Annotated in this window: 14 protein-coding genes; 5 read left to right on the forward strand and 9 right to left on the reverse strand. The window is 29.9% G+C overall.

The genetic code is table 11. The annotated features are described in order from the left end of the window. Positions 1 to 189: 189 nt before the first annotated feature. The 5 genes from J2127_RS02880 to J2127_RS02900 form a co-directional block, all read right to left on the reverse strand. Complete coding sequence (locus J2127_RS02880; protein ID WP_209731958.1) at positions 190 to 858, reverse strand: hypothetical protein; 669 nt, start codon at positions 856 to 858, stop codon at positions 190 to 192. A 320-nt stretch (positions 859 to 1,178) separates the two neighbouring features. Next, on the reverse strand, positions 1,179 to 1,688 hold the full coding sequence (gene ilvN / locus J2127_RS02885) for an acetolactate synthase small subunit (RefSeq protein WP_209590884.1): 510 nt from the start codon (positions 1,686 to 1,688) through the stop codon (positions 1,179 to 1,181). Positions 1,689 to 1,803: 115 nt separating this feature from the next. Next, on the reverse strand, positions 1,804 to 3,666 hold the full coding sequence (locus J2127_RS02890; protein WP_209732288.1) for a thiamine pyrophosphate-dependent enzyme: 1,863 nt from the start codon (positions 3,664 to 3,666) through the stop codon (positions 1,804 to 1,806). A 508-nt stretch (positions 3,667 to 4,174) separates the two neighbouring features. Further along, positions 4,175 to 4,363 carry a 50S ribosomal protein L37e gene (locus tag J2127_RS02895; protein ID WP_013179660.1) on the reverse strand — a complete coding sequence of 63 codons (189 nt, stop codon included), beginning with the start codon at positions 4,361 to 4,363 and terminating at the stop codon, positions 4,175 to 4,177. Between the two features lie 406 nt (positions 4,364 to 4,769). Further along, complete coding sequence (locus J2127_RS02900; protein ID WP_209590886.1) at positions 4,770 to 4,979, reverse strand: LSm family protein; 210 nt, start codon at positions 4,977 to 4,979, stop codon at positions 4,770 to 4,772. 351 nt (positions 4,980 to 5,330) lie between these two features. On the opposite strand from J2127_RS02900, the gene gatD reads away from it, so the two are divergent. Both gatD and gatE read left to right on the forward strand, forming a co-directional pair. After that, entirely contained in the window at positions 5,331 to 6,659 is a 1,329-nt protein-coding gene (gene gatD / locus J2127_RS02905) for a Glu-tRNA(Gln) amidotransferase subunit GatD (protein ID WP_209731960.1), read from the forward strand. A 100-nt stretch (positions 6,660 to 6,759) separates the two neighbouring features. Then, positions 6,760 to 8,697, forward strand: a complete 1,938-nt coding sequence (gatE, locus tag J2127_RS02910; RefSeq protein WP_209731962.1) for a Glu-tRNA(Gln) amidotransferase subunit GatE — start codon at positions 6,760 to 6,762, stop codon at positions 8,695 to 8,697. 99 nt (positions 8,698 to 8,796) lie between these two features. Here gatE and J2127_RS02915 read toward each other — a convergent pair whose 3' ends face one another. From J2127_RS02915 to rnhB, 4 genes are all read right to left on the reverse strand, one after another. Next, positions 8,797 to 9,303, reverse strand: a complete 507-nt coding sequence (locus J2127_RS02915; protein WP_209731964.1) for a hypothetical protein — start codon at positions 9,301 to 9,303, stop codon at positions 8,797 to 8,799. Between the two features lie 192 nt (positions 9,304 to 9,495). Beyond that, a complete protein-coding gene (locus tag J2127_RS02920) occupies positions 9,496 to 9,978 on the reverse strand; it encodes a hypothetical protein (protein WP_209731966.1) in 483 nt (160 codons plus the stop codon). A 254-nt stretch (positions 9,979 to 10,232) separates the two neighbouring features. Continuing rightward, a complete protein-coding gene (locus J2127_RS02925; RefSeq protein ID WP_209732289.1) occupies positions 10,233 to 11,069 on the reverse strand; it encodes a tRNA (adenine-N1)-methyltransferase in 837 nt (278 codons plus the stop codon). 398 nt (positions 11,070 to 11,467) lie between these two features. Then, positions 11,468 to 12,250, reverse strand: a complete 783-nt coding sequence (gene rnhB / locus J2127_RS02930) for a ribonuclease HII (RefSeq protein ID WP_209731968.1) — start codon at positions 12,248 to 12,250, stop codon at positions 11,468 to 11,470. A 384-nt stretch (positions 12,251 to 12,634) separates the two neighbouring features. Between rnhB and J2127_RS02935 the strand changes: the two genes are divergently transcribed. The 3 genes from J2127_RS02935 to glgP all read left to right on the forward strand — a co-directional run bounded on the left by J2127_RS02935 (position 12,635) and on the right by glgP (position 16,151). Then, positions 12,635 to 13,720 carry a formate--phosphoribosylaminoimidazolecarboxamide ligase gene (locus tag J2127_RS02935; protein WP_209731970.1) on the forward strand — a complete coding sequence of 362 codons (1,086 nt, stop codon included), beginning with the start codon at positions 12,635 to 12,637 and terminating at the stop codon, positions 13,718 to 13,720. Positions 13,721 to 13,928: 208 nt separating this feature from the next. Then, positions 13,929 to 14,222, forward strand: a complete 294-nt coding sequence (locus tag J2127_RS02940; protein WP_209731972.1) for a PspC domain-containing protein — start codon at positions 13,929 to 13,931, stop codon at positions 14,220 to 14,222. A gap of 303 nt (positions 14,223 to 14,525) precedes the next feature. Next, positions 14,526 to 16,151: an alpha-glucan family phosphorylase gene (glgP, locus tag J2127_RS02945; RefSeq protein ID WP_209731974.1), complete on the forward strand. Its 1,626-nt coding sequence runs from the start codon at positions 14,526 to 14,528 to the stop codon at positions 16,149 to 16,151. Positions 16,152 to 16,249 lie beyond the last annotated feature (98 nt).

The raw sequence follows: 16,249 nt of genomic DNA on the forward strand, positions 1-16,249 counted from the left end.
TAAGGGATAAGTGACTAAAAAATGAATAAAAAATGGATGAAATAATAAAAGTATGTCATATTTAAAGATAAAAATAAAATAAAAATAAAATAAAATAAAAATAAAATAAAATAAAAATAAAAAAAATAACTAAATAACTAAATAACTAAAAGAATAAAAAAATTAAAAAAATAAAAAATTAATCATTTTTTATGTATAGTATGGGAAGTCCGTAGTATCGCTTTGCATATCTGTACTAATCGAATAGCCACCTTCTGTTTTTGAGATTGTTACCTCAAAAGGTTTGGAAGATGTAGTGTCTACGATATTTGTTCTTTTGTTAGACTTAGGGGCCGGCGTTATCGAATGATATTTCCCGTTTTTATCATCGATATCTGCAGTTATAGAGCCACTATTTAATTTTAAAGTTAATGCGTCGCCAATAGGTAATCTTTTTACAACTGAATTCCCATTTTTAATAAATAATTCATTTGTATTAGGGTTAATCATGTAATCCCACTCATTTGAACTACCGTTTCTTAGCCTAAATAGATAGTTACCGTTACTTTTTTTAGTAAGAGGGCATTCTTTAAAGGATAAATTACTGCCAAAAGCGGGGGGATATTTTGAACGGTCGTGTACATATTGTCCTTTTCCCGTATCATTAGTTACTGTAAGTACGGAACTTGAAGATTCATTGTCTTCATTTTTTAAATCGGAAAGAGGATCATTGAAGCATTTACTAGCCTCACCCACCGAATTTCCAGTATCTTTTACAAAGGATAGGGACGAATACCCAACCACAGCTCCGACAACTATTGCTGCACATATTGCTATGGCCAACTCCATCGATAATTGTCCTTTTTTAGTTTTTAACATACATAAATCCCTCATTATATGTCATATTTAATAACCTAATAATTATTAAATATATTTATTGCCCATTATATTATATAAAACCTTAATAACCAATCTTGTCTAAAATAACCTGAAAAATTTAAAATAAATGTGGACAAATAATTAAATGTAATAAAAAGTAGTAAAAAAGAGTAAAAAAGATAATAAATATTAGAAATAGATTAAAATGATTAAATAAAATAAAAATATATTTATTTCTTATTATTTCTTATTATTTCTTATTATTTCTTATTATTTCTTATTATTTCTTATTATTTCTTATTATTTCTTATTATTTCTTATTATTTCTTATTAGATTTTAAAATTTTAGAACCCCTCATTAAAGCAGTTAACCCAGTCCTTGCAACTTCTTTAATGCCCAAAGGTCTTACCAAATCTAAAAATGCGTTTATTTTAGATTCATCGCCCGTAATTTCCACAGTTATAGTCTCAGCACTTAAATCAACGATACTACCCCTAAAAATATTTGCATACTGCGTAATTTGGGATTTACCGCTTTCGGTAGGTGCATGAATTTTTACGATACACAATTCTCTTTCCACGTAATTATTGTGTTTCAAATCCTTTACTTTAACAACTTCAACCAATTTGTTTAATTGTTTTAAAACTTGCTCTAAATGAGTATCGTCGCCTTTTACAACAATTGTCATCCTTGCGATATCGGGATTTTCCGTTGTACCAACAGTTATGCTCGAAATGTTAAACCATCTTCTTGCAAAAAGTCCAGAAATCCTTTGTAGGACACTCGGTTTATGGAGAACCAAAACCGTAATAATATGCCTTTTATCCATGATTACCACCGTAAAACTCAAATTTAAACTTAATTATATATGTTGATAACGCTTAATTTTTAATTCTTTTTTAGTTTTTTTAATTTTTCTTTTCTTAATTCGTTTTTCAGTTATTTTATAATTTTGAAACCATATCTTTGAACAATATTTTTTCTGAGCAAGGTTCTTTATTTTCTGGCTCAATCATTTTCGTTAAGTTAGCGCCCGGTGCTACAACCTTTACAGCATACCCTGAATCTATCATAACTTCTATAACGTATGGCTTATTCATTAATATTGCTTTTTTAAGTGTTTCTTTTAAATCTTTGGAGTTTGAAACTCTTTCGGCCATAACTCCGTAACTATGAGCTAATTGAATAAAGTCTGGTGTTTCGCCCAAATCTATTTGTGACTGCCTGTTATTGAGTACAGATTGCAATTGATGAACCATTCCTAAAGCTCTATTGTTAAATATAACTGCTACTACCGGTATGTCGTAATGTGCCATTGTGGCTAACTCCTGTGAGTTCATTAAGAATCCACCGTCACCACTTATAGATATAACGTTTGCTTTAGGCTTTGCAAACTTAACTCCTAAAGCTGCAGGGAATCCAAAACCCATTGTACCGAGACCGCCAGATGTTATTAAAGCATCCTTCTTAAATTTAAAGTATCTTGCCATCCACATTTGATTTTGACCAACGTCTGTTGTAACATACGTATTTTCAAGTTCTGGGTCGATATCATATATTGCTTCCATTAAATCGTATATTGCAACTTTGGGATGTATTTTTTCTATTTTTTCTATTTTTTCTTCTTCTTTTGTTTCTTTTGTTTCTTTTGTTTTCTGTTTCTCTTCAGCAGTTACACTTAATTCTTTTTCAGATTCTTCTTTTAATTTTTTAACTTCATCGGACCATTCTGATATATCCAAAAATTTAGAATTAGAATTTTCCAGTGTATTTTCAGATGTCGATAATTCTTCGTGTTTTCTTTTCTGTTTCTTCAATTGTTTTATTAAATCCTGTAATATTCTCTTGGCATCACCTACTATAGGAATATCAACGGAAACGTTCTTGCCTATTTCCGCAGGATCTATGTCCATGTGTATAACTTTAGCATTTGGTGCGAACTCTGAAACTTTTCCAGTTACCCTATCCGAAAACCTGCAACCTACTGCAATCAATAAATCACATTTATCTATAAGGTTATTTGAAGCATGCGTACCGTGCATACCCGTTAATCCGGTTGAAAGCTCGTGTTTTTCAGATATACAGCCTTTACCCATTAAAGTGGTACATACTGGTATATTCAACAGTTCTGCAAACTCTAATAATTCTTCACTTGCGTGAGCTATTGAAACTCCACCACCTGCTAATATAAGGGGCTTTTTGGAATTCATTATTGCTTCTAGGGTCTTTTTTATTTGTAATGGGTGTCCCACGGTTGTAGGCTTGTAACTTGATATATTTATATCTGCAGGTATTTTTACAGCTTTGCTAAGCTCCCCTGTTAATATATCAGATGGCATATCCACGTGTACTGGTCCAGGCCTACCTGTTGTAGCGATTTCGTGTGCTTTTCTCATTATGTCCACTAAATCGTCAGCCTGACGTATTTGGAAATTATGCTTTGTTATTGGCATAAATATGCCGAAAGAGTCTATCTCTTGGAAAGCGTCGTCACCTATTATATTTGAGCTAACTTGCCCTGTTAAAGCTATTACCGGCGATGAGTCCATGTGCGCGGTTGCTACGCCAGTTACCAAATTGGTTGCACCAGGGCCTGATGTGCCTATGCAAACGCCCGCCTTTCCACTAACTCGGGCGTAGCCATCTGCCATATGCGCAGCGGCTTGCTCGTGCCTTGTTAGTATATGTATCATATTACTATCGCATAGAGATTCGTAGAAAGATACTAAAACGCCCCCGGGATATCCGAATATTACTTTAGTTCCTTCGGCTTCCAATGCTTTTATTAAAGCCTCTGCTCCATTCACCTTATTCACTTTAGTCACAAAAATCACCGTTATAGCATAATTGTCATAATTTTTTATATTTGTAATACTTATTGAATTGTATAGTTTAGTATCATTTATAGATTTAAATAAATATATAATTTGATAACAATATTTGTTTCAAGAGGTATATTATATTAATGATTGTATTAAATTGTTATTCAAATGATATAGTAATAAAATTGATTATTCGCTTATTTAAAAATACTTAAATAAAATATTATAAATAATTATTGATAAAAATAGATGTATAAACCTATTAGGAGATATAATAAGCCAAAAATATAGTTTAAATATAGTTTAAATTTTGTTGAAAATAACATTGTGTAAAAAAAAGCATAATAAACAATCAGTAAAATATCTAATAAAATATCTAGTTAACTATCTAGTTAACTATCTTGTAATCTATTTTAAAAAAAGAATTGATTAAGAATAATGAATACATAATTAATTTTAATTAAGTTAATAATTTTAATTAATTATTATTCAATTATTTTAATCTTTCTCCGTTGAATTTTTTCCATTGCCATGCAAATCTTTTTAATTTTGCGCTTCTACCGAATCCGCATGCTGCACATACTTTTTTCCTAACGTGGTATGATCTTTTTCCACATCTTCTGCAGATAATGTGGTTGGAACCTTTGTTGTGTTTACCTTGTGATGGGGTACCTTTGGACATTTTTTTCACCGTGTTTGCTTATAATAAATTATAAAAATAAACTCAAAACTAAAAGCTCAATCTATTGATTTTTAACTTTAAAGCTTTGTTTATTTACATTATTACGTTTATTACGTTTATATTGTTACGTATAGTACTTTAACATAATATATACTTATAGTATAAATATATTATTGTATAATTCTCGATAGCATGATGATACCATAAATATCAACTACAACACCTTTTGTGATGACTCGATAAATATGATAACAATACAATTGAAAATATAAAACATAATTATTATTAAATATTCACGATTATAAATGTGAATGTAAAAGTGAATAAATATTGCTAGTAGTTAAAATTATACTAACAACTTATATTCTTTTTTAATCGCTAAGTTCAGACTATAACTTACTATAACTTATAATGAAACGTATAAAACGTTGTCTCCTCTAACAACTAACATAGGGTACTCTTTTTCTCCTAATTTAGCGTTTTCTAAAGCAACATTCATGTGTAAGTCGTATGCTTTTAATCTTCCTTTAATTTCTTTACCGTCTTTTAAAAATACGGTGATATTTGTGTTGATTGATTTTCCTAATGCGTCTAATGGTCTTTGTGTATCCATCATATTAACACCTCGCAATAAAAAATTAACTGCTTAAATTTTGTAAAGAATAGATATAATTTTCTAATATATAATACTTTGCACTTAATAAATAATTCAGAGTACTTTAATCTAAATTAGATTATTTTATACGGATTTTATAAGTATTTTATTTATTGTGATAAGATATTTAATTAAATAAAAGATATATTATAGACTTTGTTAATCAATTATAAAAACTTTGATATTAAATTATATATATTAAGGTATTGTATATGTAATTTGTATTAAAACTTTCTTAAAACTTTTTTAAAAAAGTAATAAAAAATATTATAAACTTATAAATTAGGAAAATACAAATCAGGTGTTTGAATTATGCGTAATGAGAACTTAGATATTGGAGATTTAATAGAATTAACACTAAAAGCCGAGGAAAACAAAACCGCTACCACATACAAGGGTACCGTAATGCCTTGTTTAAAAGAAGACGTTATTATGATAAAAATGAGTAGCGGATACAACGCAGGTATAAAAAAGGAAAAAATAGAAGAAATTAAGCTTTTAAGTAAAGGAGAAACACCTAAACACGTTAAAACCGACTTAAACATAAACAAAGATAAAAAATTGAAAAATATATCAATTATATCAACTGGCGGTACCGTTGCTTCTAGAGTAGACTATAAAACCGGTGCAGTTCACCCTGCTTTTACAGCGGACGACTTAATTATGGCAGTTCCCGAACTTTTGAATATTGCGAACATCTCTGGAAAGGCAGTAATGAACATTTTAAGTGAAAATATGTTACCGGCTTACTGGAAAGAAGTAGCTGAACATATTGAACAGGAAGTAAAAAACGGAGCAGATGGAATTGTTATTGCACACGGTACAGATACCATGCACTACACAGCTTCAGCCCTTCAATTTATGGTTAAATCAAATGTACCTATTATTTTAGTTGGTGCTCAAAGAAGTAGCGACAGACCTTCTTCAGACGCTGCTTTAAACTTAATTGCTTCGACTAAATTTGCTACAGAAGGTTTAAGCGGTGTTTACGTACTTATGCACGGCGAAAACGGTGACGAATACTGTTACTTACACGAAGGCGTAAAAGTTAGAAAATTACACTCTTCAAGAAGAGATGCTTTTAAATCTGTTAACGCTCAACCTGTTGCTAAAATGAATATGCTTTCAAAAAACAAAAAGACAAATGAAAAAGACTATAAAATTGAATATCTTGCAGACGAAAGAAAATTAAAACAGAATGTTATGGATAACAGTTCAAATGTTGAAATAAACACGAATTTAGAAGAAAGCGTAGCACTTTTAAAAATTTATCCAGGTATCAATTCAGATATTTTAAAGTATTATGCAGATAATGGTTACAAAGGAATCGTTTTGGAAGGTACTGGATTAGGACACGCTCCAGAAACTTTATTTGAAGGTATTGAATACGCTATAAACAACGGATTATTGGTTGCCATGACAACACAAACCATCAACGGTAGGGTAAATATGAACGTTTACTCAAACGGTGTAGAATTGCAAAAAATGGGCGTAATTAGCTGTGAAGATATGACCGCTGAAACTGCACTTGTAAAAATGATGTACTTATTGGCAAATTATGATTTTAAAGAAGTTAAGGACTTAATGGGAAAAAATATTGCGGGAGAAATAACCGAATTTAGTTTAATTGATGTAAATTAAATATCTCATATCATAAATATTAATATAAATTTAAAAATAACTTTAAAAATAACTTCATTTAATTATTTAATTATTTATTCATTTGATTATTGGTGATATTATGTCAAATTCTGATTTGAATTTAAATTTAGACTATAAAGAATTGGGTTTAAAAGTTGGTTTGGAGATACACCAACAGCTAAACACGAGCAGGAAATTATTTTGTAATTGCCCTACAAAAATTAGAGATGATGAACCGCACGGGGAAATTGAAAGAGTTTTAAGGCCTTCACAAAGTGAAATGGGTCAGATTGATAAAGCAGCCCTCATCGAATCTAAAAAAGAGAAAAACTATGTTTATCAGTACTATAATGACACAAATTGTCTTGTAGAATTAGATGATGAACCACCTCAAGGACCTTGTGAAGAAGGAGTTTACACAGCTGTTGAAGTATCAGAGCTTATGAACATGCACGTAGTTGATGAAGTTCAAGTTATGCGTAAAATGGTTATTGATGGTTCAAATACATCTGGATTCCAAAGAACTATGTTTGTATCGCAAGATGGTAGTATAGAAACAGAATACGGCAATATTGGAATTACAAGTTTATGTTTAGAAGAAGATGCTTGTAAAAAAGTAAGAGATGAAAAAGACAAAGTAATTTATTGTGTTGATAGATTAGGAATTCCTTTATTGGAAATTACCACAGAACCTGACATCACAACCCCAGAAATGGGAAAAGAAGCTGCGAGAAGAATCGGTACAATTTTGCGAGCCACAGGAAAAGCTAAAAGAGGATTGGGAACCATTAGACAAGATGTGAACATTTCTATTAGAGAAGGTGCACGTATTGAGGTTAAAGGGGTTCAAAATCTTGATTTAATCGAGCAAATTATTAAAAACGAAGTAATAAGACAAATTAAGTTAAATGAAATTAAAAAAGAATTAATTGAAAGAAATGCCGAAGTAAAAACAGGTATTGAAAACATTGTCGATGTTACCGAATTATTCAAAAATACTGAATCAAAAGTAATTAAAAGTGCTTTAAAGAAAAAAGGCGTAGTTAAAGCAATTTTACTCAAAGGATTTGATGGTTTAATCGGTAAAGAAGTTCAGCCAAACAGAAGATTGGGAACTGAATTCTCCGACCGTGGAAAGGTAATCGGAGGCGTTGGGGGATTATTCCATACTGACGAATTGCCTAAATACGGAATTACACAAGAAGAAGTTGACGCACTTAAAGAATTCATGGGTGCAAAAGCTGAAACAAAAGATGCTGTTATCATTGTAGGGGATAGGGAAGATAAAGCTGTTAGAGCGTTAGGTGCTGTTTTAGATAGGGCAAACGAAGCTATAACAATAGGAATTCCAGAAGAAACAAGAAAAGCATTAGAAGATGGTAATACATCATACTTAAGACCTTTACCGGGTGCTGCAAGGATGTATCCTGAAACAGATATTCCTAACATACCAATCGAGGACGAATTCGTTGAAAACATTAGAAATAATCTTCCAGAAATGCCAAAAGAAAAATTGGAAAGATTTATAAAAGAATATGACTTAAACAACGATTTAGCAAAACAAATGGTTATGTCTTACCACGTTGATTTATTTGAAGAGCTTGCAAAATCATACGCTGGTATTAAACCGACTTTAATTGCTACGACTATTGAAGCTACTGTTAAAGAAATTAGAAGAGAAGGATTTAATACTGAATTACTTGAAGAAGAACACTTTAAACAACTGTTTGAATGTATTGAAAACGGTAAAGTTTCAAAAGAAGCAATCGTTGATGTATTGAAAGGATTTGTTGAAAATCCATATGCAAATGTTGACAAAATACTTGAAATTAAAGGACTTAGCGCAATGTCTGAAGAAGACGTTGTAAAGGAGATAAAAAGTATTATTGAGCAAAACATTGCTGTTGTTAACGAAAAAGGAATGGGTGCTATGGGTCTACTCATGGGTAGATGTATGGCCAACTTGCGTGGAAAAGCAGACGGTAAATTGATTAATAAAACATTACAAGATGAATTAAAAAGTATTATTAACAAATAATTTATTTAATTAAATTATTTTTATTTTTTCTATTTATTTTTAAAATTTAAAAAAGTATTATTTTATTATTTTATTTTAGTTTATTATATTACTGTATTTTTAGCATAGTATCGTTTTATTATTACAATCAATTACTGTTGCATAAATTAAAGGTATGGCTTCATAGTCAGACTCTTCATCCGCCCATGTTAAACCGCGATATTCTCCATAAACGTCAATTATGGCACCTTCGTCTAAGTCGCCTATCAGATATCGGACTTTTACATCATTACCGTCATAGTAGTTTTCAGAACTTTTTTTAGTTGCCATTGTTAGATACGATTCCCAATCACTATCATTAACCTTAATGATTTGACCCCTATAATGAATTATTTTATTAACGTATTCTTCATTTTGTTGTTTTAAATCCTTATAATCTATGTCTAAAGCTTCCCCTTTAATTTGGAACATGTCATATTGTTTTACTACTTCATCATCCTCCGAAGATACGGTGACTGACGATGGAGTAAGGTAACCCATAGTAAATATAGCAATTGCACCAAAAGCTATTAAAATTACCACTATAACGCCCAACAAAGTATATAATTTGTTTTTTGGCAAATCCATAAAAAACCTCGTGCCATTTATTATGTGTAACTAATATATCTAAATATACCTATATTAATACTGGTTATTTATACTAATTAGCTTACAAAAAAATATTTCATAAAATTTAAAAAAGTATGATTATTTTTATTTTATTATATTATTATTTTATTATTTTATTATATTATTATATTATTATATTATTATTTTATTTTATTCGATTAACAATGCACGTACTGAAGGTATAGTTTCATTTTCTGAATCTTCGCCCGCCCATTTTAAGCCACTGTAATTTCCATAAACGTCTACTATAGTGCCATTAACAAGTTTATCGCCCTTGTACCATACATTTATGTTATTGCCCGCATAATAATTTTCAGAACTTTTTTTAGTAGCCACTGTTAAATAAATATATCCTGTACTTTCATTAACTTTAATGATTTGACCCTTGTAATGAATTAGTTTATCGACATACTGTTCATTATGTTCTTGTAAATCATTATACTTTACATCTAAAGCTTTTTCTTTAATTTGGGAATCTGTGTAATTAGTTAGTACTTGCACATCGTCTGAAGAGGTGGCAACTGAAGATATGGTAAAATAACCGGCAGATAATGTGATAATCCCACCGATGGCCATCAGAACTATTGCAACTAGTCCTAACAATATGTATAATTTGTTTTTTGACAAATCCATAAAAAAACCTCGAGCCATTTGGTCATATATTTAATTATACATTTAAATATACATTTAATTACATATCTTAATATATTTCGATATATGATTTAAACATGTTTATTTGAATTAGGTAATTTGCAAATCTATTTTCTTAATGGCTTAAAAAATAAATTAAACTAAAAATTAAACTAAAAATTAAATTAAAAATTTAAAAAAAAAGAAAGACATTTTTATAGGTCATAATTATGAATCATAAATATCTATTTTATTAATTATTCTTCATCTAAAGGTAATTTTTCAGGGCAAACTCTTGCAAAAGTCAAGTAACCGGTGTGTCCTATCATTCTTGTTGATGGTCTAACACCTTTTTCTGAAATATCCATCTCTCTTAAGATACACTCAATTGTAATAACGTCTAAGAAATTATTTTCTTTTAAAGCTTCTACAGCTTTTTTGGATTGCTCTATGTATGGCACATAAACCGCAATTCTACCTTTTGCCTTATTCAAAGCTTTTTTAGCATGTGGAACTACATTCCAAGGGTCTGGCATATCCAAAACGATTACGTCAACGTCTTGTTCTTCAATACCTTCTGTTATATCGCCTATTTTCTGGATTACATTGTAAACCTTTTTACTTTCAGCTTCAGGATTTTGTACCTCTTCGCTTACTTCTTTTACTTCTTCCTCTACGCCAATTATAGGTTGGTTTATTTTTACAGAGCCCATAATTTCAAGGTTTTTTCTTGCAATTTTTGCAAATTCTGGTCTTTTTTCGTAGGTAACTACTTTTCCTTCCTTACCGACTGCTTGTGATAAGTACATTGTTAATCCTGCTGAGCCAGTTCCTGCTTCAATAACGGTTTCACCGTTTTCAATACCGCAGTATGCAATTATAAGACCTATATCTTTAGGCAATAATGTTGTAACGCTTCTTTTCATCTTTTTGATGATGTCAAAAGCTGTAGGCTCAACTAAGTAAAATTCGTCACCCTTATGGGTCGGTAACACATTACCTTCGCTAACATCTGTTAAATTTGCTACACCCAAATCGTTTCCAAATTCTTTGTTTTCTTTTGCAATTAGGTATTTTTTACCTCTTTTGTCAATAACTAATTTTTTAGTCTTTGTAGAACCGTTGTACGTATAGTATTTCCAGGTAGGTTTTACTTCCTTTTTTTCCTTCTTTTCTTCCCTGGTTTCTTCTTTGTTTTCTTCTTTATTAGCTTCCTTGTTTTCTTCTTTATTTTCTACGGTTTCAGTGTTTTCATCGGTTGTAGTATATTGTGTTTCTTCCGTTTTATTGGTTAATTCTTCATTGGTCACTATTTCACCATTGTATTATATAATAATATTATACTAATATTGTAATAATATTGTAATAAATTTATGAATACTATGTCCTTCTAATTTTTATAGATTTACAATTATTAAAAATAATTTTATTTAATTTAGTTAATTTATTTATTTATTTATTTATTTATTTTTTTAACTTATTTTAACTTATTTTAATTCTTTACCCATTTTAATAAATTTTCACATTTTAAATCAATATTTCCATTTTCCGAATCATATTCTTTCAAGAGTTTTTTGGTTGTATTCCAACTAAATCTAACTATATCAGGCAATTCTTTGTTATCTTCTAAATATTGTTTTAAAAACTTCTTGGTTTTTGGGTCACTTGGGTAACCACTACCTATTGTATAGCCCATTGAATTATATCTCTCATTATACTCATCTATGATATTATCACGGGTTACTTTAGCAATTATTGAAGCTGCAGAAACTATTTTGTAATTATCGTCTGCTTTATGCTCTGCTATCAAATCTATGTTTTTATTTATTAATTTTGCTTTCAATTGGTTTGAAAAAGATGTTTCGTTACTACTGCAAGCATCGATATAGGTTAAAAAACCATTATTTCGCCTATTTTCATCTAATCCATATTCATCCTTGTAAAATTTATTGATTATACTTGAAAATCCGTTCAATTCTATTTTATTTAGATTAATTATTTTCATTTGGTCATCAATTTCCTTTGCGGTGACTACTACCTTATCTACTTTTGCAAGTTTTTGTATTTCTTCGTAGAGACTTTCTCGTTTTTTCTTAGAAAGCTTTTTACTATCTTTTAAATCTAAATCATAAAATGTTTTAGTTTTTTCCTTATTGTTTAATTCCAATAATACGCCCGCTATTACCATTGGCCCTATTACTGGACCTCTTCCTGCTTCATCTAACCCTATTACTTTGGGCGTTACAGGTGTTTCATCTATATCGTTTTTTAGCACTTTTTCACTTTGGTTATAATTTTATTTTCTTTTTTATTATTTTATTCTTTATTTTTTATTTTTTATTCTTTATTTTTTATTCTTTATTTTTTATTCTTTATTTTTTATTATTTTATTATTTAGTTTTCTAGTATAATTGATTAGCATTTTATTTGTATTATATGTATATAGTAACAATATATATAAATTTGAACGAGTAAATACTATAATGAATAAATATAATAGTACATTAGTAAAATTTAATAAATATGTTTAGATGTGCAAATGTGTATATGTTTAAAATAAATACATAGGTAAATAAATAAATTCTTTAAATATTCTAACTAAATATCATATTTTAAAGTAAGAGTTATAACTTATAAAATTCTTGCTTATGGTGGTAGAATGATACAAAAAGAAGAAATACTTGACATATTTAGCAAATACAACAAAGATGAGATAACAATTGTAACAGTTGGTAGTCACACATCACTACACATTTTAAAAGGTGCTAAGTTAGAAGGCTTTTCAACCGCTGTTATAACTACAAAAGATAGAGATGTGCCATATAAAAGATTCGGCGTAGCTGACAAATTCATATACGTTGACAAATTCTCAGACATTTCCAATGATGATATTCAACAACAACTAAGAGACATGAACGCAATTATTGTGCCACACGGGTCATTTATCGCATACTGTGGATTAGACAATGTTGAAAGTTCATTTAAAGTGCCTATGTTTGGTAACAGAAAGATATTAAGATGGGAAGCTGAAAGAGATTTAGAAGGTAAGATATTAGGTGAAAGTGGCTTAAGATTACCTAAAAAATTGGCAAAACCTGAAGATATCAACGGTCCTTCAATGGTAAAATTCCCCGGTGCTAGAGGCGGTAGAGGTTACTTCGTATGCTCCTCAAAGGAAGAGTTTGACGCAAAAGTAGCGGACTTTATCAAAAAAGGTGTGTTAGAAGATAGCGATGTACCAAATGCACATATTGAGGAATATGTTGTAGGTACTAACTACTGTATACACTATTTTTACTCCCCATTATACAATAGAGTTGAATTGATGGGTATGGACAGAAGATACGAAAGTAATATTGATGGATTTGTTAGAATTCCTGCAAAAGATCAAATGGAAATCGAATTAAACCCTTCATACGTTATTACAGGTAACTTCCCTATCGTAATTAGAGAAAGTTTATTGCCACAAGTATTTGAAATGGGCGATAAATTAGTAGATAAAGCTAAAGATTTAGTTAATCCTGGTATGATTGGTCCGTTCTGCTTGCAATCATTATGTAATGAAAATCTTGAACTCGTTGTATTTGAAATGAGTGCGAGAATTGACGGCGGTACGAACACATTTATGAACGGAAGCCCTTATTCATTCCTCTACCACGGTGAAAACTTAAGTATGGGTCAAAGAATTGCAAAAGAAATTAAAATGGCTCTTGAATTAGGAATGGAAGACAAAATATTATACTAAGTAGATATTTATTAATTAAATATATTACTTTCATTTCTTATAATTTTTAATTTTAGATTAATATATTATTATCAAATTTTACTTTATTTACACGTACAAGTAAAAAAAATTAACAAAAATTTACAAGGAATCTAAAATAATTTAAAAAAATAATAAAAAATAATAAAAAATAATAATAAAAATAATAAATTTAAACGAGAGTGAAATTATGCAAGAATACAAAAATGATATAAAAAAATTATACAGGTCTGTTGATGACAAAATGTTAGAGGGTGTTTGTGGAGGAATCGGAGAATATTTTAATGTTGATCCAACACTTGTACGTATTTTGTACGTGGCAATAACTGTATTCACAGGCTTTCTATTAGGAATTGTGACCTACATCGTTTTAGCCATCATAATACCTAAAAATCAATCTAAATTCAAAAATGAATATATAACTACATCTTTTGAACCTAAAAAAGATGAAAATGCGGAAAACGAAGAAAATAAAAACAATTAAACTTGTTTTTAATTTTTAATTTTTAACTTTTATTTACTTTAATTTTAACTATTATATTTATTCTTTTTTTATTTTTTTAGGCGTTATTTTTTTATTCTTTTTTTATATTTTACAGCCATCTTAATCTTAATATTTTATTTTTCATAATATTGAGCGTTACAAATACCTATATTTAAAATATGATTAAAAACAAAAAAATATGTAGATGTAAATTAACTGATTGAACTATATAAAAAAAATTCATATGACGGTCAATTATGAAAATAACCATATATTGCAAGTAGGGAATGGACGGGTGTAGGAATGAATAAAAAAGAGGAAACTTCAAAAATAGCGTATTTTAGCATGGAATTTGCAATAGACCAGGCTTTAAAAACTTATGCCGGAGGTTTAGGATTTTTAGCCGGCTCTTTATTTAAAGCAGCCCATAGAGCAAATTACCCCATGGTTGGAGTATCTATTCTTTGGAGTTATGGCTATTACGACCAAATGCGAGATATTGAAGGTCGTATGGTTATAGGTAAAACACGTAAATTCCACGATTATTTGGTCGATATAGATGTAAAGGTACCTATAGAAATTAATAGGTCTAAATTATGGGTAAAAGCCTATTTACTACCTGCGGGTGTATTTAGCACTTGTCCAATTTACTATTTAACGACAGATATTCCAGAAAACGATTATCTTTCACGTACAATATCTTACAATCTTTACGATAGTAATAACCTTACACATATTGCTCAAGAAATGGTTTTGGGCATAGCAGGGTATGAAGTACTTAAAAAATGTGAAAATATAGATGTTTATCACTTAAATGAGGCTCAAGCCATTCCTTTGGGTTTTAGAATGATGGAAGATAAAGGATTCGACTATGTAAAAAATCATCTCGTATTTACTACACACACCCCGATACCTGCGGGAAATGAAATCCAAGATATCAATATATTAAACAATATGGGATTCTTTGGCAATACGGATCTAAAAACAGCTGAAAAATTTGGTGGAAATCCTTTTAATTTGACAGTTGCTGCGTTAAAAATGTCTAAAAAAGCAAATGCAGTTTCAAAATTACATCAACAAACCACCAGGGAAATGTGGAGTTGGGTACCTGGGAAATGTGGAATAACATACGTTACAAATGCACAAGATGTTAATTCTTGGCAAGACATCGAACTAAAACGATGTGCTGACGAAGGAGACATTGAAAATCTACGTAAAAGAAAATTACACCTTAAAAAACAACTCTATCAGGTAGTTGCTGACCAGTGTGGACGATTATTTGATGAAAAAAAACTTACCGTAGTTTGGGCAAGACGTTTTGCAGAATATAAAAGACCGTATTTCCCACTACACGACGAGGGAAAACTTAGAGAACTTATAGATTCGGATAAACTACAGCTTATATGGGCAGGAAAACCACACCCTGCAGATTTTAACGCACAGGTGACCTTTAATTGGATAATTTCAAAGTCTCGGGAAATTAAAAACACTGCCGTTTTAACAGGTTATGAATTACACCTTAGCAAGCTTTTGAAATTGGGTTCAGATATTTGGCTAAATACACCTAAAAGACCGAACGAGGCTTCCGGTACTTCAGGAATGACTGCTTCAATGAATGGTTCCATACATATGAGTACACTTGACGGTTGGCACGTTGAATGGTACAATAAATATCCTGACCTTAGTTTTACGATAGGGGATGGAGAAAACCTTAATGAAGATTATGAAGCCGACGATATGTATAAACTAATTTGGAAAGCAATAGATATGTACGATACAGATAAATGGTGGAAATTGGTTCAAGATAACATTTTAACTTCAGTTGATTTCTTTAATGCCGATAGAATGCTTAAGGAATATTCTGAAAGAGTTTATAATACAGTTGATGAAAAATACAAAATTAACGATGAATCGGAAAATGAAAAATAAATAACTAAAATAAATAACTAAAATAAATAACTAAAATAAAGATTAATATTATTTTGGGATATATTACAATAAAAAAAGAAATAAATATTTATTTTTTA

It is taken from the genome of Methanococcus voltae (assembly GCF_017875395.1).
Lineage (GTDB): Archaea > AGJL01 > Methanococci > Methanococcales > Methanococcaceae > Methanococcus > Methanococcus voltae_C.